This is a genomic window from Croceivirga lutea, from assembly GCF_014235875.1.
Classification (GTDB): Bacteria; Bacteroidota; Bacteroidia; order Flavobacteriales; family Flavobacteriaceae; genus Croceivirga; species Croceivirga lutea.
The window spans coordinates 74,109-96,827 of the sequence record NZ_JACJUK010000010.1; the positions used below are offsets into that span (position 1 = coordinate 74,109).

A 22,719-nucleotide genomic window follows, 5' to 3' on the forward strand; every position below is an offset into this window, starting at 1 on the left:
TTATTCGGATACCTTCATCAATCAATAAACAAGAAATCCCCAGTTTTTCAACTGGGGATTTTTTATGAATTTATTTAATTAAAACCTTCTGTACTAAAATTTCATCTTCAACCCGCACAGAAACAAAGTAATTGCCCGAAGCTAGTTGTCTTATAGCTACCTCAGTACTATTTTGACCTTTATTCACTGGTCTTGAAACTGTTAGAACTATCTTACCAGAGTAGTCGTAAATATTTATTTCGGCATTTGAACTTACAAAAGATGCAAAATGAAGTTGCATATTTGAGTCTTGTTCCACCGGATTAGGAGCAATTGTTAATGCAGAAATTGATTTTCCTAATTTTTCTAATTCATCAAAAGATATTTTAAATGTGGATGTTGCTCCACTTCTAGACACAAAACCTGTTAGTTGTGCAGTATAACCTCCATCATTTGTGGTAACCGTAATAATGACTGTTCCAGGACCAACGGCAGTTACATTTCCGTTTTGGTCAACAACCCCTACACTTTCATCACTACTGCTCCATACAACTGATTTATCTGTTGCATTTTCTGGATTTATAGTAGCCGTAACAGTACCTGAAAAACCAACTGGAACCTCACCTTCAGTTACATCTAAGCTAACTCCTCTAACCGGTATATACTCTTCTCCAACTTCTATCTCAGAAATTGCCGTATAACCACCATCGATTGTAGTAACTGTAATAATTGCGTTACCTACAGCATTTGCGGTAACTAATCCATTAGAATTAACTGTTGCAACGCTATCATCACTTGATGACCAACTTACTGTTGTATTTGTTGCATTTGAGGGTGAAACTATAGCAGCTAATTGAAATGTTTGATTTGCTGTGAGATTAACTTTTTGTGGATTTAAGCTCACACCGGTAACCAAAATTTCTGAAGGATTATTGGCTTCAACTTTTAAATCGTCTACCACAAATATTTCATTATCTGCAGAGCACCAAACTTCAAACTCAATTACGAGATTATCTCCTTCTATACCTTCAACGGTAATTAGTTGTCGTTCTATATCATCAATAAATTCGCCAATTAAAACACGTTCTCCATTATCAACCGTATAATACGCTCTTAAGAAATCAACTTCTTCTTTGGCTCCCAAATCTTCGTCGTCAATGATAAACGAAATGGAAACATTAGCGTTACCAGCTATATTTATCTGTTCAGTTGTAAAGGTTGCTGGGTCATTAGAAGAGTAATCTGTTTGATATCTAAGTTGTCCGTTAGTAACCTGAATACTTCCGTCTACAATCCATGCAGTTTCACCATTATCTAGTTTACTTCCGTTAACCAAATCATTAAATGTTTCTATCCATGGTAGTTCTTGATTTGGAACTGCGCTTACCAATACATTTGCTGAAGCTGAATAATTACCATCAACCGTTGTTACAGTAACCGTTGCATTACCAGGATTAAGGGCAATTATCTTACCGTCAGCATCTACACTAGCAATTGATGGGTTGCTTGAGAGCCAAGTAACCGTTTTATCTGTTGCATTAACAGGGGTTATTGTAGAAATTAAAGTATAGGTAGCGTTTGGCACTAGATTAACCTCACTGGTATTTAAACTTACACCTGTCACAGGAATTGTGCTCGTATTGGTTTCTTCAACTCTTAAATCATCAACAATAAAAATCTCATTATCTGCTGAAGATTTAGCTTCAAATTCCACAACTAAAGAAGAACCTTGAATTCCACTGATGGTAAAGTTTTCTAAATCAATATCATCAATGAATTCTGCAAGCAATACACGAGTACCTCCATCTAATCTATAGTATGCTCTTAAATAATCAACTTCTTCTTTTGAATTTAAATTTTCATCGGTAACAGTAAACGAAATACTTACATCTGAATAACCAGAAATATTGATTTCTTGAGTTTCAAAAGTTGCTGGATTCTCAGTAGTATAATCTACTTGATAACGCAATTGTTCATTTAGAACAGAAAAGTTACCTGTTGTTGACCATGCGGTTTCACCTGTATCAACCGTAGACCCATTTTGTAAGTTAGTAAAATCTTCAATCCAAGGTAAATCTTGACTAGTTGGTGCTGTTACTGTTATTGTAGAGGTTGCCGAAAAACCGCCATCCTCAGTAGAAACCGTTATACGGGCAATACCTTCTGCTAAAGCATTTACCAAGCCTGAATTATCAATAGAAACCACACTCGGATCACTAACTGTCCAATTTACAGTTGTATTTGAGGCATCATTAGGATTTACTGTTGCTATCAGTTGTATTGATTCACCTATCGTAAGATTAGATGAAGTTGGATTTATTGTTATGCCAGTTACCGGTATAGTTATAGGCTCTACGATTACATTGGCATTGGCTATAAATCCGCCGTCATTTGTTGTGGCAATTATAATGGCACTACCTTCAGCAACTGCAGTAATAGCACCATTAGCATCAACGGTAGCTACGAATTCATCACTACTTTCCCAGGATACAGTGCGATTACTTGCATCTAAAGGACTAACAGTTGCAATAATTTGGGCGGTTTCACCAGCTATTAAAGTAATCTCATCTTCTGATAATGTTATACCTGTTACAGGAATAACAATTGGCTCAACCACGACTGAAGCGGTAGCTTTAAAACCTCCGTCTGTTGTAGTTACAGTAACTGTTGCATTTCCTTCAGAAACTGCTATAACATTACCGTTTTCATCAACAGTAATTATTGAAGTATCACTGCTCTCCCAAGATACTGAACTATCACTAGCATCAGTAGGACTTACAGTTGCTACTAATTGGGTTGTGTCACCTTCTGTTAAAGTTAAATTTTCAGCAGCTAATGTTACGCCTGTTACTGCTGTAGGTTCTGGAACCACGTTTAACAATAGTTCTGTTTCACAACCACTATCTGTGGTAAATATATATATCCCAGACTGTGCAGAAGTAACATTTGACAAGGTTAAATCTTGGAAATTAAGTTCCTTAAAAATATCATTAGGGCCTGTAACACTGAACCTAACAGCATTAGGTATAATACTCAAAGTAATAGTTTCTCCTTCTAAAATAGAAACGTTTGCATCTCCTGTAATGTAAGGCCCCGTCTGATTTAATTGATATTCAGTCTCTAAACCTAGATTTGTACAATCTACAGCAGCAACTTCAACATTAACTTCTAGCAAGCAACCTTGTTCCGTTTCAATAGTATAAACTCCGGCATCTTGTAACGTTATCTGTTCTATTACCAAGTCTTGTAAACTTAGTTCCTTTTCATTTCCATTAGGACCACTTATTGAAAATTGATATTGATTTGGAATTATACTTAACACCAATCGACTACCCTCATTAATCTGGATAGAACTTACATCAGTAATATATTGACCATTGTTAATCTGATATTCAGTTTCAATTATAGAACAATCGAAATTACTTTCTACAATTACAGCAACTTCTGCAGTAAAATCACCATCAATAGATGTTGCAGTCAATACCGTACTGCCTGAAGAAACAGCGGTAATTGTTCCTTGATTATCAACTGTTGCAATTGCCTCATCATTAGAAGTCCATACAATGCCTTGTTCAGTAGCATTTGTTGGCTGCACTGTTGCTGTAACGGTAACAGTTTCCCCTTCAACTAAACTAACTTCTGATAAAGAGGTTGTGATACCTGTTACGGGATTTCTATCAAGATTTACTAATCTCCATTTAAAGAAATTACTACCATCATTTATATAGGTTTTTACACTTGCACCTAAATCAACGCTATTGTTTTCAATTCCTAAATAAAGATTGTTAGCAACACTTTTAATTAACCACTGGTCTTCTTCAACATATTCTAAAGTGAATTGTTGAGCAATTGTACCGTTACCTTGATATTGGATAAGGTTTGTTCCAGGCGTTTGGCCTTGCGACTCAACATCAAAATATTTAGTACTGTGTAATGCTCTGAAACTGTAAACTCCAGTACCAACAGATTCTAGATAATATTCTTGATTTGCTCCACCGTTTGGATTCCATTGTATAATGTCAGCACGATCGGCTTGAGAAGCACCGGCAACATCCACATAAAGTCCGCTTCCAACATTTATTAAGGCATATCTAGCCTCTTCTATAGTTGGTACTTCTAAATCTGGATCTAACTGATTTATCCATGCTTCTAACAAAGCTACAGCCTTATCGTCTACCTTCTTTTTTGCTATAGGAGGCATCATTATAGACGGGTCTGTAGAGGCAGTTCTATGATAAAGAATAGATTGGTCCGCATTTCCTGGAACTAAAATTCGCTCCCCAGGAATTCCTATGGGCGTATTAGTGCCAGAACTTAATAAACCCGTTTGTTGCAACGTATTAAATAGGCGCAAATCAAACTGAGCTCTATCTCCTGTACCTCCAGGTCTATGACAATACGCACAATTTAAATCCATATAAGAACGTGCTCTTTCATCTAAACTTGCCGTTTCATCTTCTAAAGCTTTATAAGTCTGAAATTGAGCTGCTTGTGCATCGTTAATAGCTTCATCTAAAATACCCAAATGACTTAATGTTACTAATTGATTCGCCGTCAATCCTGTTTTATCGTATGTTATTTCAGAATTCAGATATCTTGTTCTTGTACCTAAAGTACCTCCCGTAGCAGGGTTATGACAAGAAATACAATCTTGACTTGAAGGATACACCCAAGTTTGGTTGGTAACCGTTCCATCTTGTAATCGAACTTGAATATCTTCTTCTAAACCTTGTTCCAATAACACCGCATCTGTGCCAGCTGCATTCCATTTATAGGTTTTATAATAAAAGGAGCCTTCTGTTGTTTTTACTGAAAATCTTGTTTCCAATCGTTTCGTCTCTGACGGATTATTTTCATCAACAGGAAGTTCAAAATGCTTAATTAAGACAGAACCAGTAGGAAACTGCCAATCGCCATTCTCAGAAAATGAAATCTGCTCAGCGGGTGTGTTGTGGGTACCATCATTAGGAATAACCAACCACCTTTTCTTTTCAGCTCCATCTGACCAAAATGGCTCAATTAAATCGTATGGTAAAACGCCATCATTAGGTTCAAGAGTTTCTAAATTTTTAAATGCACCGGTTTCTGATAATAATTCTGGAACAGTACCTTCTAGCTCACCATTCTGTACAAGCTTGTACATTTTTACATTATTACCTTGGCTTAGTAAGTACAATTCGCCATTATTATCTTCACCAAAAGAGATAATATTAGTAGGTGAAAATTGAGTAATTAATTCATATTCACCAGTATTGATATCTACAGCCCAAATTTCTTCACCTGTACCATAATCAGCACAAATATATTTTCCATAAAAATCTGGCATTGCTGCTCCCCTATACACATAACCGCCAATGAGAGCATTTGCTTGGCTTCTAGGAAAGGCAACTAATGGACCTTGATGAGGCATGCCGTCTTGCATTGTAGTACAGGTTCCTCTAAATTGATATCCCTCGTATACAGGCCAGCCATAGTTTTTACCCTTTTCGATTACATTAATTTCTTCATGAGTTGACTCCCCTATCTCACCAATATAAAAGGTTCCTGTAAGTCTATCCACTGTCATACGATGTGGGTTTCTATGCCCAATTGTATAATATTCTTCAAAATTGCTACCGCTTGCAGTTAAAAAAGGATTATCATCTGGTATATAATAACCAACGCCAGATACCTCATCTGCAAAACGCCCCCCTGTTGGTAATGTTCTAGTTGGAGGATGACTTGTGTTAGGGTTTTGGTCCACATCTATTCGCAGTACTCCACCATCTAAATTGGTGGTTGAATTTTGCGGCTTATTATAAGCAGATTGGTCGCCTGTTGGTATATATAAGTAACCATCATTACCGAATGCTATGCCTCCACCACGGTGCGTAGAACTAAACATGCGCATCTTTATCATTTCAAGGTCGCTATTGGCTACTTTAGTAAACGTTGTTGGGTTAACTTCAATACGTTTTAAGATTAAGAAATTTCCCCAATAATCTTCCTTATCACACCCGAACCCAGTTATAAAACCGTTAGGATAATCTCTTCCTTGAGCATCTTTGGTGGTATAATATAAATAGAAGTAATTTTTACCAGCTTGTCCAAATTGTGGATGAATAGCTAGACCTAAGAAGCCACCATCCCATGTAACGCCAACTTCATTAGACATATCAACTAACAAATTCTTTGTGGCACTATTTTCGTTTTCGAACCAGTAAATTTCTCCATTACGTTGACCAACGATTAAAATATCAGAATTTGGAACCGGAGTAAATGTTAAAGGCGAATCAAAGGTAATGTTGGGAAATACTTCTTTATAAGGATTTGATGAAGCACTTACATCAGGAAAATTACCATTTAAAAATGCCCCAACCGGTTCGGCATTAGAAAGTCCTGATCCCGCAAAATAAGATACTGCAGACATTGATATTACTGCAGATACCAATAAGACAAAAGCGAATATAGAATTGTAGTGTTTTCTCATAGTTAGGCCAATTAGCCTACAAAAGAAGCATTTGGCCTATGGAAAAGTGAAAACAATCGTTATGATCTTGTTAAAAATCGATTAAACTCCAAAATGTTAAAAACGATATCACTTTTTGTAAGTGAATTCGCTATATTTCGCATAATCAATCTTTTACCTTGTTCACTTTTGTTAAAAGTAATGCACCAAAAAGAAAGAAAAGTGTAAAAAACAAAGCTGCATTTCTTGTGCCTCCTTCAAATTCAGAAATATAGCCAAAAACAAAGGTTCCTATTATAATTCCGATTTTTTCAGTGACATCATAAAAACTAAAGAAAGAAGTAGTGTCTGTAGTTTCTGGTAGGTATTTTGAATACGTAGATCTAGACAATGCTTGTATACCACCCATAACCAAACCTACCATAGTGGCACCTATATAAAAATCTATGGGAGTGACCATGGTAAAGGCATAGATACATAATAGAATCCAAAAAACATTAACAACAACAAGTGTTTTAATATTTCCAAATTTTTTAGCTGCCCAAGCCATACCATAGGCACCCAGTATGGCTACCAATTGTATTAAAAGAATACTAGAAATTAATCCAACTTGCCGGTTTTCATCTGTTCCCCACTCTATTTCTTTTTCGCCAAAGTAAGCTGCAATAAGCATTATGGTTTGCACTGCCATACCATAAACAAAAAATGCTCTTAAATACCTTTTAAGAGTTAGTAATTCTTGTAACTGATTCCAAACCATTTTTAGTTCTCTAAAACCGTTGAGAATTATATTTCTTCTTTTACCTTCTCTTTTGTAGCCTTTAGGTAGATGGTAAAAAGAATACTGACTAAAAGCTATCCACCATACTCCTACAGTTGCAAAGGAAATCTTCATACCCTTTACAGCCGCAGGCATACCTTCAGAATCTTCTAAGCCAAAGTAATGTGGAAAAAGCACCATAATTAAGTTAAATATGAGCAGAAGAACACTACCCACATAGCCCATAGAAAAACCCTTAGCACTTAACTTATCTTGTTGTTCAGGATAAGCAATATCTGGTAAGTATGAATTGTATACTGCAAAACTAACCCATGCCCCAATTAAACCGCACATATAACTAAACAAACCCCAATAGATATGTTCTAAAGAGAACCAATAGAGACCTATACAGCCAAATGCGCCTAAGTAAGTAAAAAATCTGAGGAACACTTTTTTATTACCCAAATAATCTGCAACCCCAGAAATTAAAGGTGTAATTAATGCTATAATTACAAATGAAATGGAGGTTACATAACCTATTAAGGGTACCCTTTCTATGTTTCTACCAAAAACCTCAACAGTTTCGACCTCAGAAATTCTAAATAAGGTACCTAAGAATAAAGGAAAAACAGCACTTGAAACGGTTAGGTTGTATACCGAAGTTGCCCAATCATAAAAGGCCCAAGCGTTCAACAACTTGGGTTCACCTTTAGCTAAAACTGCCTTTGACATTTGCTAAAAATAGAAAAGCCATCTGAATAAGATGGCTTTTCTTAAAATTTTTATTTGCTTAAATTATTTAAAGGTGGTTACACCAAATTTTGCAGCTTCTTGTTTTGCTGCGGGTGCCCATGCCGTTAAATTGTTAATTCTAGTATCATTAGAAGGGTGTGTGCTTAAAAATTCTGGTGGTGCTTGACCGCCACGAGCTTTCATTCTTTTCCATAGTTCAGCAGCTTCATCAGGATTATAACCAGCAATGGCCATTATTTGTAAACCAATTCTATCTGCTTCAGTTTCATGACTTCTGTTAAATGGCAGCATCACACCTACTGAAGATACCACACCATAAGATTGATTAAAAACGTTTAACCATTGTTCATTTTTAATGGCTACGTTACCTGCAACAGCACCAATTTGTTGCGCCATACCAGCACTCATTCGTTGTGCACCATGGTCTGCTAAAGCGTGAGCAACCTCATGCCCCATAACAACAGCTATACCAGTTTCGTCTTGGCAAATTGGTAAAATACCGGTGTAAAAAACAATTTTACCTCCTGGCATACACCATGCATTTACGGTTTCATCTTGAACCAAATTATATTCCCATTTGTAATCTTTTAGATAGCCTGGGTAACCATTCGCATTTAACCAACGTTCAGCAGCAGATGCAATTTTTTGCCCAACATTAGTTATCATTTGCGCCTCACTAGTACCTGTAACTACTTTATTATCAGTTAAAAATTGGTCATATTCCGCAAATGCCATTGGGAAAATTTGACTATTAGGAAACATGTTAAAGGTGCTTTTACCAGTAAATGGGTTGGTTTTACAAGCAACTACAGAAAGAAACACTGTGATGGTTAATAGTACTTTTTTCATTTTTATAGGTATTTAAAACGTTCTTTCGACTACATACGCAAGAACAAATTCTTAGTAATTGGAAACCAAATTTACCAATTGGTCACTAATTAAATTCCAATAAGGTGAATCTCAGTAAAATCTTTACTAATTTCAATTTCACCGTTACCATGATAATTTACCTGATCATAATTAACTTTCTCATTATCTAATTCGATAATGCCAATTTTAAATGGTAAACCATGGAATCTTAGTTTAATGGTTTCATAAGGTGTAATATACGAACCATCTTTGTATTGCTGTATAATTAGCTCATTACTCTTACCTTTTAATCTAAACTTTCTTAAACTAAAACGTCCTTTTTTGTAATCATACCCGTCTTGATGGTCTTCATAAACTTCTGAGGTTTCTGTACCTTCAGTAAAGTATACATCAACAACAAGTTGTTCTATCTTTTTTTCACCAACATATTGTTGCACTGGATATTTTGGAATCATAGCGCCAGCCTTTATAAACATTGGTATTTTATCAATATCTGCTTCGACCCATTTTTCTGCACCACCTTCAGATAATTCATCGGTATAAAAATTATACCAATTACCGTGAGGCAAATACATTCTTCTGCCTTTTGCATTTGGCTCTTGAACCGGACACACTAGTATTTGATTTCCGAAAATAAATTCGTCTGTTCTAAAATGTGTTTGCACATCCTCTTGGTCAACATATACTAAAGACTTAAGTATAGGTTGTCCTTCATTTACATACTTATAAAACGAGGTATACAAATAGGGTAACAACTCATAACGTAGTTCTATATACTTTCTAACAATATTAGTTATCTCGTCTCCAAACGACCATGGTTCTTGATTACCATGATCTCCACTAGAATGAACTCTACAGAAAGGATGAAAAATTGCCATTTGAACCCAACGTGCAAATAATTCTCCGTTTGGTTGTTCTGCAAATCCACCAATATCTGAACCAACAAAAGAATAACCACTCATTGCCATACGTTGCATTTGTACGTTGGCAATCCAAAGATGTTCCCAAGTGGCTACATTATCCCCTGTCCATGTGGCACAGTATCGTTGTGTTCCTGAATAGGCTGCTCTAGTTAATACAAAAGGCCTTTTAGGAAAAGTATATTTTTTTAAACCATCAAAGGTTGCTCTTACCATTTGCATACCGTAGACATTGTGTGCTTTTCTATGGCTACACGGATGACCATCATAATCATGACGAACATCTAAATTTGCTGTTTTGGTAGGAACTTCCATAATTGCTGGTTCATTCATATCATTCCATACACCATGTACGCCTACCTCAGCAATCATTTCTTTATATAACCCAGCCCACCATTCTCTTACTTCAGGATTGGTAAAGTCAGGAAATTTGCACTCTCCAGGCCAAACTTTACCTTTAAAATGAGGTCCATCAGCTCTTTTACAAAAGAAATCGTTATCCATTGCTTGTTGATAAACCCAATAATCTTTATCAATTTTAATTCCTGGGTCAATCATGGTTACGGTTTTAAAACCATCTTGAGCTAATTCCTCTACCATTTTCTTTGGGTTAGGAAATTTGCGATTATCCCAAGTAAAACATCTAAACCCTTCCATATAATCGATATCTAAATAAATAGCATCACAGGGAATTTGAAGTTTTCTAAATGTTGAAGTAATCTTTTTAACTTGTTTTTCTGGATAGTAACTCCATTTAGACTGATGAAAACCCAAAGCCCACATTGGAGGAAGCTCTGGTTTGCCTGTTAAATCTGTATAGGCTTCTACAACATCTTCCATCTTAGGACCATAGAAGAAATAATAATTCATTTCTCCCCCGTCTGCCCAAAAACTTGTGGTAGTGCGTCTTTCTCTTGCAAAATCAAAATACGAGCCAAAAGAATTATCAAAGAAAATACCATAGGCTACATTATTATGAAGACCTACGTAAAAAGGAATAGACTTGTACAAAGGCTCTTGGTCTTTACCATAAGCGTAAGAGTCTGTTACCCAATTAGAAACTTTTTTACCCTTGAGGTTGATATGAGAAGCCTTATCACCCATACCATAATAGTTTTCACCGGGCTGTGTAATTTTACTCATTTTAACGATGTTACCACCGTAGTCATAATTTTCTTCCCAATGAAAACCAGACTCATCCTCATTTAAAACAAGTCCGTCTAAATCTTCAATTCTAACTTTTAAATTGTCTTTATTAATAGCCACTTGAAGCTTGGATGTTCTAATAAGATACTCTGGTACTTCATCTACAAATTCTAATTTGTTGTACCCAAGACTTACATCGTCATCAATAGCATAAGAAAAATCATCTTCAAAAACATATTCTGTAGCGTATCTAAATCTAAAAGCGCTGCCTCTAAGAACAGTAACTTCTAAGATTACTCCATTTTGAGTAGTAAAATAAAATTTGTCTCCGTCTTCTTTATATTCAACTATTCTATTTGGGTACTGATTTCCCTTTTTATCAATTTCTGTATTGGTTATCATCTAGATATGGGTTAGTGTTTAATTGATTAGACAAACATCAAAAGTTAACGTAATAAAGGTTGTTTTCTTATTTATAAATTACAACTCCTAATGGTGGTAAATTTAATTGAATAGATTGTTCTCGACCATGCGCTTTAATTTTTTGAACTGTTACCTGCTTTTTGGCAGTGCCCCTACCTGCATATTTTTTATCATCGCTATTAAAAACTAGTTTCAAATCTTTAGATTTTGGCACCCCTACTCTATAATTTTTTCTTTCGATTGGTGTAAAATTACAAGCTATAATTAAGTCGTTTTTAGCATCATTACCTTTTCTGATGTAGGTTAAAACTGAATTAGCATGGTCATTCCATTCAATCCATTCGAAACCATCAGGACTAAACTGCTTTTCAAACAATGCTGGTTCTTGTTTGTAAAGCTTATTGAGGTCTTTAATAACAGCTTGTACGCCTTTATGAAAGTCATAATCTAACAAATGCCACTCTAGACTTTCTTGAAAATTCCATTCAGAAGTTTGGCCAAATTCACCTCCCATAAACAGCAAGTTTGTTCCTGGATGGGTAAACATATAGCCATAAAGCAATCTTAAATTTGCAAATCGCTGCCACTCATCTCCTGGCATTCTATACACCAATGATTTTTTACCATAGACTACCTCATCATGGGAAAATGGTAACATAAAATTCTCAGTAAAAGCATAGGTTAAACTAAAAGAAATGTCTCCTTGATGATGACTTCTATGAATAGGTTCTTTTTTAAAATATTCTAGGGTATCATGCATCCAACCCATCATCCATTTCATTCCAAATCCTAAACCACCAAAATGTACTGGCTTAGAAACCCCGTTAAATGCTGTAGATTCTTCTGCAATGGTTTGTACACCTGTAAAACTTGCATAGATTTCTGTATTTAATTCTCTTAAAAAAGATAAGGCTTCTAAATTTTCATTATTACCATACATATTTGGCTCCCATTCTCCATCTTCTCTAGAATAATCTAAGTAAAGCATAGAAGCTACGGCATCTACTCTTAGACCATCTACGTGAAATTGTTCTAACCAAAAAATAGCATTGCTAATTAAAAATGCCCTAACCTCATTTCTACCATAATTAAAAATTAGGCTTTTCCAATCAGGATGATACCCTTTTCGTCTATCTGGATGTTCATACAAATGAGAACCATCAAAAAAGCCTAAACCATGAGCATCTTCAGGAAAATGAGAAGGAACCCAATCTAAGATTACACCAATACCTTCTTGATGAAATCTGTCAACTAAATGTTTAAATTCTTCTGGTTTTCCGAACCTTGACGTAGGTGCAAAATAGCCTGTTAGTTGATACCCCCAAGATGGGTCATAAGGATATTCCATTACGGGCATAAACTCAACATGAGTAAAACCCATTTCTTTAACGTAACTTACCAATTCATCAGCATACTCAAGATAGGAAAGACTTTCCCAACCATTTTTCTTTTTCCAAGAAGCCAAATGAACCTCATAAACCGAGTAGGGTTTGTCTAAACCATTGTGGTTTTCTCTGGTGTTCATCCAGTTAGTATCTTTCCAATTGTAAGGAGCATCCCATACAATTGAAGCTGTTTTAGGGGGCTGCTCACAAAGTCTTGCAAAAGGGTCGGCTTTCTCGGTTTTAATAGAATTATTGTTAGAGGTAATCTTGTATTTGTAATGTTCACCCTTACCTAAGTTGGGTATAAAACCTTCCCAAATTCCACTTGAATCCCACCGCACATTTAGTTGATGTTCACCTTCTTTCCAATTATTAAAATCACCGATTACTGAAACTGATTTGGCAGATGGTGCCCAAACGGCAAAATAAACTCCTTTTTGCCCATCTACCTCAGTAATATGAGAGCCTAATTTATTGTACAATCTAAAGTGCTTACCACCTTTAAATAAATCAATATCAAATTCTGTAAAAAAGCTATGCGAAATTACGTTACCCATGTTTTGAGATTAGTTAATTGCAAGATAACTTATCTAAAGGTTAGATACCTATTAAGAATTAATTTTTATGAATCCATAATTTTTGGAATGCTTTTTGTTTTAAAACTTAAAAAACAAATCTATTCAATAAAAATCCATATTATGAAAGACTTAAAAATACTTTTTGCAGCAGTAGTATCGCTAGTATTATTTTCTTGTGAAGGTCCGGCTGGCCCTCCTGGCCCTCCAGGTTTTGACGGTGTCAATGGCCAAGATGGGGTAAACATCTTAGGAACCGTTTTAGAAATTCAGGGAACATTTGAAGAAAGTAACGACTACTCTATATTTTATGAGTTTCCAAGTAGTGTTGAAGTATTTGAGTCAGATGCCGTTTTGGTGTATTTGTTATGGGACCAAGTTGATGATGCTAATGGGGGAGACCCAATAGATGTATGGAGATTACTACCCCAAACAAGAATTTTAGACCAAGGGCTTTTACAATATAATTATGACCATACATTTTTAGATGTAAATATATTTTTAGAGTCAGATTTTGACCTTACCGAATTACTTCCTGGAGACACCGTTGACCAAGTATTTAGAATTGTAGTTGTACCTGCAGAATTTGCTCAAGACACTACAATTGACTTAACCAATTTAGATGATGTAATGACTAATCTTGAATTAAATATCAACGATATTCAAAAAATGCCTTCTTTTTAAGAATTCGTAAACTAAATACCAACAACCCATTTCTTATTTTTAGAGATGGGTTTTTTTATTGAAAGGAAACCAAGATTATTACGTCTAATAGAAAAAGAAAATTAATGGTAAAAAACATTGCAATACTAATGATGCTTTTAGTTGTTGCCTGTAAAGGCAATTCACAAGAGCAGCACACAGAAAAGAAAAAAGAAGTAAAAGAAATAGCTTACAAGGTTGAAAAATCTGATGCTGAATGGAGAGCTGAACTAGATGATATGGAATATTATGTATTGCGCAGAGCGGGAACAGAATATGCGTTCACTAGTGATTTATTAGAAAACAAAGAAAAAGGTACTTACGTATGTGCTGGTTGTGGTAACCCAGTATTTAAGAGTGATACAAAATTTAAATCTGGTACAGGTTGGCCAAGTTTTTATCAAGAGATTGAAGGCAATGTTGCTTTTGATACTGATTATAAAATTGGTTATGCCAGAACAGAAGAGCATTGTGCCACTTGTGGCGGGCATTTGGGGCATGTTTTTAAAGACGGTCCTGAGCCAACAGGCGAAAGACATTGTATAAATGGCGCAGCATTAGATTTTATTCCAGACAGCAAATGAAAAAATATAGTGTAAACAAATCAGAGCAAGAATGGAGAGAAACACTTTCTCCAGACTCCTATTATGTCTTAAGACAAAAAGGTACAGAAAGACCATTTACAGGAGAATATAATTTACATTTTAAAAAAGGTGCTTATCACTGTAAAGCCTGTAACGCACAATTATTTGAAAGTGGTAATAAATTTGAAAGTGGATGTGGTTGGCCTTCTTTTGATCAAGCTATACCTGGTGCTATTGAATATATAAGAGATACTTCTCATGGGATGATGCGCACAGAAACACTATGTGCCAATTGCGGAAGTCATTTAGGGCATGTATTTGATGACGGACCTAGAGAGACTACTGGTCAACGGTATTGCATAAACTCATTAAGCCTAGATTTTAATCCCGAACAAGAGTAAAATTTCATACTAAAAATATTGGTGGTGTTTTAATCATAGAAATACGACTATATTTTACATAATTACTATGAAATGTTAGGTCCCATTTTTATCGGCGGTTGATCTAACACATATTAACATTTTCATTAAAAAAACTAGCTGGAGTTCACTAAATTTGCACCGCTTGAAAATTACAAGCGTTATAACCCAATAAATTCAGAAATATGAGTCATTTTGATATGATTGTTTTAGGCAGTGGCCCTGGTGGATATGTAACTGCAATTCGCGCAGCCCAGTTAGGTTTTAAAACAGCTATAGTTGAAAAAGAAAGCTTAGGTGGAGTTTGTTTGAACTGGGGCTGTATACCAACCAAAGCACTTTTAAAATCTGCTCAAGTTTTTGAATATTTAAAACACGCAGAAGATTATGGTCTTTCTGCTAAAAAAGTGGAGCATGATTTTGATGCTGTAGTAAAGCGCAGTAGAGGTGTTGCAGAAAGCATGAGTAAAGGAGTTCAATTTCTGATGAAAAAAAATAAAATTGAAGTTCTAAATGGGTATGGTAAAGTACAACCTGGTAAAAAAGTAGTTGTAAAAGGTGAACACGGTGATCCCGCAGAGTATACTGCTGACCACATTGTAATTGCAACCGGTGCGCGCAGTAGAGAGTTACCAAGCTTACCCCAAGATGGTAAAAAGGTTATAGGTTATCGAAAGGCTATGACTCTTGAAAAGCAACCTAAGAAAATGATTGTTGTTGGTAGTGGTGCTATAGGTATTGAGTTTGCTTACTTCTACAATTCTATGGGTACAGAAGTTACCGTTGTAGAGTACTTACCAAATATTGTTCCTGTAGAAGATGAAGAGGTTTCTAAGCAATTAGAAAGAAGTTTTAAAAAGAATGGAATTAAAATTAAAACCTCAGCAGAAGTTACCAAAGTAGACACTTCTGGTGATGGCGTAAAAGCTACCGTAAAAACTGCAAAAGGAGAAGAAGTTTTAGAAGCGGATATTGTTCTTTCTGCTGTTGGGATAAAGACTAACATCGAAAACATTGGTTTAGAAGATGTAGGTATTGCTACAGACCGCGATAAAATTTTAGTTAACGATTATTACCAAACTAACATTCCAGGATATTATGCTATCGGAGATATAACTGCGGGGCCTGCCTTAGCACATGTAGCTTCTGCTGAAGGTATTTTATGTGTTGAAAAAATAAAAGGTTTGCACGTTGAACCCTTAGACTATGGTAATATTCCTGGTTGTACCTATTGTACTCCAGAAATTGCCTCAGTTGGTTTAACAGAGAAACAAGCTAAAGAAGCAGGTTACGATATTAAAGTGGGTAAATTTCCATTCTCTGCAAGTGGTAAAGCAAAAGCATCTGGCAATTCTGAAGGATTTGTAAAAGTAATTTTCGACGCTAAATATGGAGAATGGCTAGGTTGCCATATGATAGGTGCTGGTGTAACAGATATGATTGCCGAGGCGGTTGTAGCGCGCAAGCTAGAAACTACTGGCCATGAAGTTTTAAAAGCGGTTCACCCTCACCCAACTATGAGTGAAGCTGTAATGGAAGCAGTTGCAGCGGCATATGATGAAGTAATTCACTTATAACATTATGTTCAAAGTATTTAGAGTTACCGCAATTTTAGAAGGTATTTCTTACTTAGCCTTATTTGCATTTACTATACCCTTAAAGTATTGGGCAGGTATTGGGCAACCCAATAAATGGGTTGGTTATGCTCATGGCGTACTATTTATACTCTACATACTTTTATTATTAGTTCTGATGTTTGAAAAAAAATGGGGAGTAAAGAAGTTCTTGATTTTATTCATAGCTTCCCTACTCCCCTTCGGAACTTTTTATGCAGATAAAAAGTATTTAAGCGGTTCTAATTAGTTTGCTTGGGATTGCGTAAACTTATAGATGCCACCGCTTAAGTCAAGTAGGTAAAGTTCCTGGTTTAAATCAGTTCCAAAGGCCGCAATATTGTAACCCGTGTCTTCAATAAGTTCGTTAGAAGTTCCATCTAAATTCATCATCCACACTCTTCCGCTCACAAAATCACCATAAACATATTTACCTTGTAGGGCTGGTATTGTAGTTCCTCTGTATACAAAACCACCTGTGATTGAACGGTCACCATTACTTTGATTATATTCAAAAACGGGTGCTATAAAATCAGAAATATCACTACAATCACCAGAATAACAAGAAGAACCTTCGAGGGTATTCCAACCGTAATTTCCGCCTGAGACTATGATATCAATTTCTTCAATGGCATTTTGCCCAACATCACCTGTCCACAGTGCATTGGTTTGCGTATCAAAACTCATTCGCCATGGATTTCGAAGACCATAGGCAAAAATTTCATTTCTAACTTCGGTATTGTTTGTAAAAGGATTATCACCAGGAATGGAGTAATTAAATCCGTTAGAGGTATTATCGACATCAATTCTAAGAATTGTACCTAACAAATTTGATAGGTTTTGAGCGTCAGCAGCATTACCTCCGCCATCTCCTGAAGAAATATATAAATATCCGTCAGCACCAAAAACTAACTGACCTCCGTTATGATTGGTAGCCGTTTGCGGTATTTCTAAAATCACAACTTCACTGTCAACATCTGCTACATTAGCAGCTGAAGAAGCTGTAAAACGAGATATTCTTGAAATAGAATTTGTTGGATTATAATACACATAAAAATATCCGTTAACCGCATAATTTGGATGAAAAGCTAAACCCAATAATCCTTGTTCGCTATCGGTAACAAGGTTTCCACTAAGGTCTAAAAATGTACTTGTTTCAGATACATTGTTTTCATTAAGAAAAACTTTTATAGCGCCCTGTTTTTCAACCACAAAAATACGATTGGTATCATCATTAGGTGACTGTAAATCTAAAGGTTGTGTAAAAGATAAATTTTCAAAGGCATTTACTAATACTAGTTCTTCTTCAGCACTAGAATCATCATCAGAGTTACTAACTTCGGCGTCTTCCGTTTGGCAAGCCAAGGCAATTGCTAGCGTAAAAGCTAGCAGCATTAAAGGTTTCGTTTTCATATCAAATGGGGTTTATCTAATTGATACGAAAACTTAACAAGTATTGGATGTATTAAGAATCTTAAAGTTTTCTAAAGCTTTCTATGGCAAGGTCATAGCTCTGTAATCCAAAGCCCAAAATAACACCCTTTGCTACTGGTGAAATGTAAGATTGATGTCTAAAATCTTCTCTTGAAAATGTATTTGAAATATGCACCTCAATTACTGGCGTGGTAACAGCTTTAATAGCATCACCTATACCTACAGAAGTATGGGTGTATGCAGCAGCATTTAAAATTATACCATCATAATCAAACCCAACTTCTTGAATTTTATCGATGAGCTCGCCTTCAATATTAGATTGCAAATATTCTAATTGAATATCTTTAAATTTAAACTGTAACGAAGAAAAATAGTCTTCAAAAGTTTGAGAACCGTAGATTTCTGGTTCGCGCTTACCCAAAAGATTAAGATTAGGACCGTTGATGATGATTAGCTTCATAGCTCAAAAATAATCATATTTTAAAGCTATAAGAATAGTCATTGAAAAGAATTCTTAAAAGACTTCTAACAACCGCTAACTAATATAAAGTATGTATGTTCAAACAATCCTAATCTTATTTTTTAGCATAAATTTCTAAAAGAAATAGGCTAAACCTACATTAAGGGTTGCACCTTTAATATCTAAAGAATTATTTAACGGGCCAGAATAACGGTCTGTAATTTCTAGTGCATACCTAGCCTGTACAGATACATTTTCAGTAATGTCAAAACCTGCTCCAAAACCAATTTCTACCCCAATGGTATTTAACACATCATCAATATTAGTATTGCTTCCTAACACTCCTTCTATATCTTGAATGGTATTTTTAATATCATCTAAATTGGATGAAAAATTAAATTGAGGTCCTAATTGAACATTTAGTTTATTAGGAATCAAATAATATTTAGCCATAATTGGTAAATAGACAAAAGAAAGGTCACCGGCACTACCATAAGTTAACTCTGGTTGTACATGAAAACTATCGGCAACTTCAATATCAGAAATAACTCCAATATAAAAACCAGTATTATTTATGGCATCAATAGAGGCAATATCAATAATATCTCCTACAGAAAGGTTTACGTCAGCATCTGCGTTAAGTAATCCGCCAGTAATACCAAATTTAACATTGCCTTGCGCAGCTAGTTGCAAGCCGGTTAGCAATAAAATAAGAACAAGTAAATTTCTCATAATCAATGTGTTTAGTGTTTCGTTAAAGATAAATAAATGTAATTATCATATAACAAACTACATGCCAAACAAAAAAAACGGCTCAAAGGCCGTTTTTAATTTTTTTTAGGATGTGTTATTAATTAATCAAAAGCGTATCTAAACCCTAGTGCAAAAATACCAGCTTCAAATCGGTCACCTTCAAAACCGCTACTTAAACCTATACCTGGTCTCCAGCTAGCAGAAAATGCAAGAGGCACATCCGCAATCTTATAGTCTAGTCCTGCATGCGGTCTTAACAATATTTGACTATCAAAATCTTTAATTAACCAAATGCTTGGTCCAGCACCTGCAAACCATTGTAAACCTTCAGCACCACTAAATTGGCCATGGTAGGAGTATAAAAAGGTTAAAGAAGTTACGCTATCTTCAAAACCTAAATCAAATTGAGCGGCATTGTTTTCGTTAAAAAAATATTTACCACTTGGTCCTACAAATGTAAATCCGTCACCAAGGTCTAATCCAAGACCAACAGCTGCGGTGTAATTTGACTGTGCATTAACAGCAAACGCAAATGCAAAAAGCGCAATAAAGGTTACAACTAATTTTTTCATTTTAATGTGTTTTTGTGTTTTATTACTCAAATATATGAATGTAAACTCGAGCTAAGTGAACACATAGTAAAATTAGTGTAACCTTAATACAAAATAATTAGTTAAAATAAAAAGGCAATACCACCAGTAACAGTAGACCAAGTGCTACCATCCTGAGAAACACCAGTGTAAGAAAAATGCAATTCTGTGTTACTATTTATTTTTAGACTTAAACAGGGGCGGTAATAAAACCCTCCATCATTGCCTTCATTTATTCCAATGGCATAACCTACATCGGCACCTAAATTGAAACTACTTGTAGGGTAGATTCGAACTAAACCAGCTACAGGTAAAAATTGAACATTATCAAAATCTGTTTCAAAGGTGATACCATTTATTTCTATTTCATCTTTTAAAAAGGCATTGGTAAAGCCAGTTGCAATACCTAAATCAATCTCTTTAGACACCCCCCAGTGTTGAAATAAATCTACTCCTAAACTAAAACTTGCAATATCTGCTGTTTCACCTACGGGAATGGCTCCATGAAAACCAGCTTTGAAAAAAGAACGGTCCACATATTGAGCACTTAGGCAATAAAAACTTAAAAAGAATAGGGCAAAAACTAGTTTTTTCATTGTTAATTGGTTTGTTAATTATGCTTATCTAACGTTGGTTTTAAATTAAAGTTGTATTGGCAAATTGGGTATGGTTTTACCTGAGTTAATTTGAAATGTATTTTTGTAGCATGAAATGGAATGCAGCTGTAAAAGATTATAGTAACTATTTAAAGATTGAACGCGGTTTATCAGAAAACACCATAAAAAACTACTTATTTGATTTAAAAAAGCTGCTAGACTTTTTAGAAGATAAAAAAAGTACAGCAACACCAATTACCATAGACCTTTCAGAAATTCAGCAATTTGTTTATGAAATTGCCACCGAGGTAAAACCTCGAACACAAGCAAGAATAATTTCAGGTTTAAAAGGCTTTTTTAATTATTTGGTTTTTGAAGATTATAGAAAAGACAATCCAACAGATTTATTAGAAACCCCAAAAATTGGCAGAAAGCTACCAGATACGCTTTCAGAAAAAGAAATTAATCAACTTATTTCTGCCATAGACTTATCTCATCCACAAGGAGAGCGAAATAGGGCTATCTTAGAAACATTGTATGGATGTGGTCTAAGAGTTTCTGAACTCATTAATTTACGATTATCTGATTTATATTTTGAAGAAGATTTTATTAAAGTTTCAGGAAAAGGAAATAAACATAGGCTAGTACCCATTGGAAATCTCACCAAAAAATACATTAACCTATATCACAAGCATATTAGAAATCACCAAAAAATTGCCTCTGGGAGCGAAGATATTTTGTTTTTGAATAGAAATGGTAAAGGGTTGACAAGAGCAATGATTTTTGAAATTATAAAGAGACTTGCAGAAAAAATTGGTTTGAATAAAAAGATTGGTCCGCACACTTTTAGGCATTCATTTGCTACTCATTTGTTAGAAGGAGGCGCAGATTTAAGAGCTATTCAACAAATGTTAGGTCATGAAAGTATAACAACCACAGAAGTTTATGTACATGTTGACCGTTCACATCTCACCAAGGTTCTGAAAGACTTTCATCCAAGAGGTAAACAAGAAATTTAGTCTGTTTGATAGGTTTTTTTAAACGGCCTAATAATTAATCTGGCCTCTCTATCGAACTTAATATAATTGTATACCCAATTGATAAAAACCACTACCCTATTTCTAAAACCAATTAAAAAATAAAGGTGTACAAACATCCATACAAACCATGCAAAAACGCCTTGAAATTTAAAACTAGGTAAGTCGGCAACGGCTTTATTTCTGCCAATGGTAGCCATACTACCTTTGTCTTTATATTGAAATGGCTTTAAAGATTTGCCCTCAGAAAGTCTTACCAAATTATCGCCTAAATTACTTCCTTGTTGCAATGCCGGTTGTGCCATCATAGGATGACCTTTAGGCCATTCTTCAGACTCCATTTGAGCTACGTCACCGATAGCAAATATGTTTTCAAAACCATTTACTTGATGAAACTCATTTACTTTTAAACGTTCACCTCTACACAACACATCTTTAGCATCTAACCCATTTAATCTTACAGCCTTTACGCCTGCCGCCCAAATAAGTGTCTGGGTTTTAAATTCAATGTCTGTATTGGTAGTGGCAACTTTACCATCATAGTTTTGAACTCGCATCCCTTTCCAAACATGAACTCCTAAATTTTCTAGAAAGTCTTCCGCCTTTTTAGAAGCTTTCTCACTCATTGCTGGTAAAATTCTTTCACCACCCTGAACTAAGTTTATTTGCGCTACCCTAGTATCTAAATCTGGATAATCTTTAGGTAAAATTCCTTTTTTAATCTCAGCTAAAGCTCCTGCTAACTCAACCCCAGTTGGTCCACCACCTACTATTACAAAGTTCATTAAAGCCTCTCTCTCATGGTAGTCATCTGTAAGCAGTGCTTGTTCAAAATTTTCAAGAATTAAACTTCTGAGATTTAAAGATTGTGGTATAGACTTCATTGCCATACAATTTTCTTCAAGATTTGTATTCCCGAAAAAATTTGTTTCTGACCCCACAGCCACTACCAAATAATTAAATTTTAAGGTTCCAATATTAGTTTCGACTAGATTATTATCAGTATCAACCTTAGCGACTTCTGCAAGTCTAAAATGAAAATTAGAATATCCTTGTAGTACCTTTCTAATGGGGTATGCAATTGAATCTGGCTCCAAGCCACCAGTAGATACTTGATAAAGTAGGGGTTGAAAAGTGTGATAATTGTGCTTATCCAATAAAACTACTTGAAACTCTTTTCTACTTAATTTTTTGGCTAGCGCAATACCTGCAAACCCACCACCTATAATAACAACTCTAGGGTAACTTGATTGTGGAATATTCATATAGAAA

The 22,719-nt window shown here is 35.2% G+C and carries 17 protein-coding genes; 6 read left to right on the forward strand and 11 right to left on the reverse strand.

Going from position 1 to position 22,719, the window contains the following annotated elements; genetic code table 11:
• Positions 1-70: 70 nt before the first annotated feature.
• The 5 genes from H5V42_RS14305 to glgB all read right to left on the reverse strand — a co-directional run bounded on the left by H5V42_RS14305 (position 71) and on the right by glgB (position 13,241).
• Complete coding sequence (locus H5V42_RS14305) at positions 71-6,448, reverse strand: Ig-like domain-containing protein (protein ID WP_185783860.1); 6,378 nt, start codon at positions 6,446-6,448, stop codon at positions 71-73.
• Between the two features lie 145 nt (positions 6,449-6,593).
• The gene (locus H5V42_RS14310; RefSeq protein WP_185783861.1) at positions 6,594-7,919 is read right to left on the reverse strand and encodes an MFS transporter; all 1,326 of its coding nucleotides are present in this window, start codon (positions 7,917-7,919) and stop codon (positions 6,594-6,596) included.
• 63 nt (positions 7,920-7,982) lie between these two features.
• Positions 7,983-8,789 carry a M48 family metallopeptidase gene (locus H5V42_RS14315; protein ID WP_185783862.1) on the reverse strand — a complete coding sequence of 269 codons (807 nt, stop codon included), beginning with the start codon at positions 8,787-8,789 and terminating at the stop codon, positions 7,983-7,985.
• Between the two features lie 89 nt (positions 8,790-8,878).
• Positions 8,879-11,278 (reverse strand): glycoside hydrolase family 31 protein, encoded by a 2,400-nt coding sequence (locus H5V42_RS14320; protein WP_185783863.1) that lies wholly within the window; start codon positions 11,276-11,278, stop codon positions 8,879-8,881.
• A gap of 67 nt (positions 11,279-11,345) precedes the next feature.
• Complete coding sequence (gene glgB / locus H5V42_RS14325) at positions 11,346-13,241, reverse strand: 1,4-alpha-glucan branching protein GlgB (RefSeq protein WP_185783864.1); 1,896 nt, start codon at positions 13,239-13,241, stop codon at positions 11,346-11,348.
• A 141-nt stretch (positions 13,242-13,382) separates the two neighbouring features.
• Between glgB and H5V42_RS14330 the strand changes: the two genes are divergently transcribed.
• The 5 genes from H5V42_RS14330 (at position 13,383) to H5V42_RS14350 (ending at position 16,827) form a co-directional block, all read left to right on the forward strand.
• The gene (locus H5V42_RS14330; protein WP_185783865.1) at positions 13,383-13,943 is read left to right on the forward strand and encodes a collagen-like protein; all 561 of its coding nucleotides are present in this window, start codon (positions 13,383-13,385) and stop codon (positions 13,941-13,943) included.
• A 104-nt stretch (positions 13,944-14,047) separates the two neighbouring features.
• Positions 14,048-14,545, forward strand: a complete 498-nt coding sequence (gene msrB / locus H5V42_RS14335) for a peptide-methionine (R)-S-oxide reductase MsrB (RefSeq protein ID WP_185783866.1) — start codon at positions 14,048-14,050, stop codon at positions 14,543-14,545.
• On the forward strand, positions 14,542-14,946 hold the full coding sequence (gene msrB / locus H5V42_RS14340; protein WP_185783867.1) for a peptide-methionine (R)-S-oxide reductase MsrB: 405 nt from the start codon (positions 14,542-14,544) through the stop codon (positions 14,944-14,946). The genes msrB (H5V42_RS14335) and msrB (H5V42_RS14340) overlap by 4 nt, the downstream gene beginning before the upstream one ends.
• A gap of 203 nt (positions 14,947-15,149) precedes the next feature.
• Entirely contained in the window at positions 15,150-16,541 is a 1,392-nt protein-coding gene (gene lpdA / locus H5V42_RS14345) for a dihydrolipoyl dehydrogenase (RefSeq protein ID WP_185783868.1), read from the forward strand.
• Positions 16,542-16,545: 4 nt separating this feature from the next.
• On the forward strand, positions 16,546-16,827 hold the full coding sequence (locus H5V42_RS14350; protein ID WP_185783869.1) for a DUF3817 domain-containing protein: 282 nt from the start codon (positions 16,546-16,548) through the stop codon (positions 16,825-16,827).
• On the opposite strand, the gene H5V42_RS14355 is transcribed toward H5V42_RS14350, so the two are convergent.
• The 5 genes from H5V42_RS14355 to H5V42_RS14375 all read right to left on the reverse strand — a co-directional run bounded on the left by H5V42_RS14355 (position 16,824) and on the right by H5V42_RS14375 (position 20,410).
• A complete protein-coding gene (locus tag H5V42_RS14355; RefSeq protein ID WP_185783870.1) occupies positions 16,824-17,990 on the reverse strand; it encodes a PQQ-dependent sugar dehydrogenase in 1,167 nt (388 codons plus the stop codon). The genes H5V42_RS14350 and H5V42_RS14355 overlap by 4 nt on opposite strands.
• 61 nt (positions 17,991-18,051) lie before the next feature.
• Entirely contained in the window at positions 18,052-18,471 is a 420-nt protein-coding gene (gene aroQ / locus H5V42_RS14360) for a type II 3-dehydroquinate dehydratase (protein WP_185783871.1), read from the reverse strand.
• A 135-nt stretch (positions 18,472-18,606) separates the two neighbouring features.
• Positions 18,607-19,203: an outer membrane beta-barrel protein gene (locus tag H5V42_RS14365; protein WP_185783872.1), complete on the reverse strand. Its 597-nt coding sequence runs from the start codon at positions 19,201-19,203 to the stop codon at positions 18,607-18,609.
• A 122-nt stretch (positions 19,204-19,325) separates the two neighbouring features.
• Positions 19,326-19,796, reverse strand: a complete 471-nt coding sequence (locus H5V42_RS14370) for a hypothetical protein (protein ID WP_185783873.1) — start codon at positions 19,794-19,796, stop codon at positions 19,326-19,328.
• 101 nt (positions 19,797-19,897) lie between these two features.
• Positions 19,898-20,410 carry a hypothetical protein gene (locus H5V42_RS14375; protein WP_185783874.1) on the reverse strand — a complete coding sequence of 171 codons (513 nt, stop codon included), beginning with the start codon at positions 20,408-20,410 and terminating at the stop codon, positions 19,898-19,900.
• Positions 20,411-20,520: 110 nt separating this feature from the next.
• On the opposite strand from H5V42_RS14375, the gene xerD reads away from it, so the two are divergent.
• Entirely contained in the window at positions 20,521-21,429 is a 909-nt protein-coding gene (gene xerD / locus H5V42_RS14380) for a site-specific tyrosine recombinase XerD (protein WP_185783875.1), read from the forward strand.
• On the opposite strand, the gene H5V42_RS14385 is transcribed toward xerD, so the two are convergent.
• A complete protein-coding gene (locus tag H5V42_RS14385; protein ID WP_185783876.1) occupies positions 21,426-22,712 on the reverse strand; it encodes an NAD(P)/FAD-dependent oxidoreductase in 1,287 nt (428 codons plus the stop codon). The genes xerD and H5V42_RS14385 overlap by 4 nt on opposite strands.
• Positions 22,713-22,719: the final 7 nt, after the last annotated feature.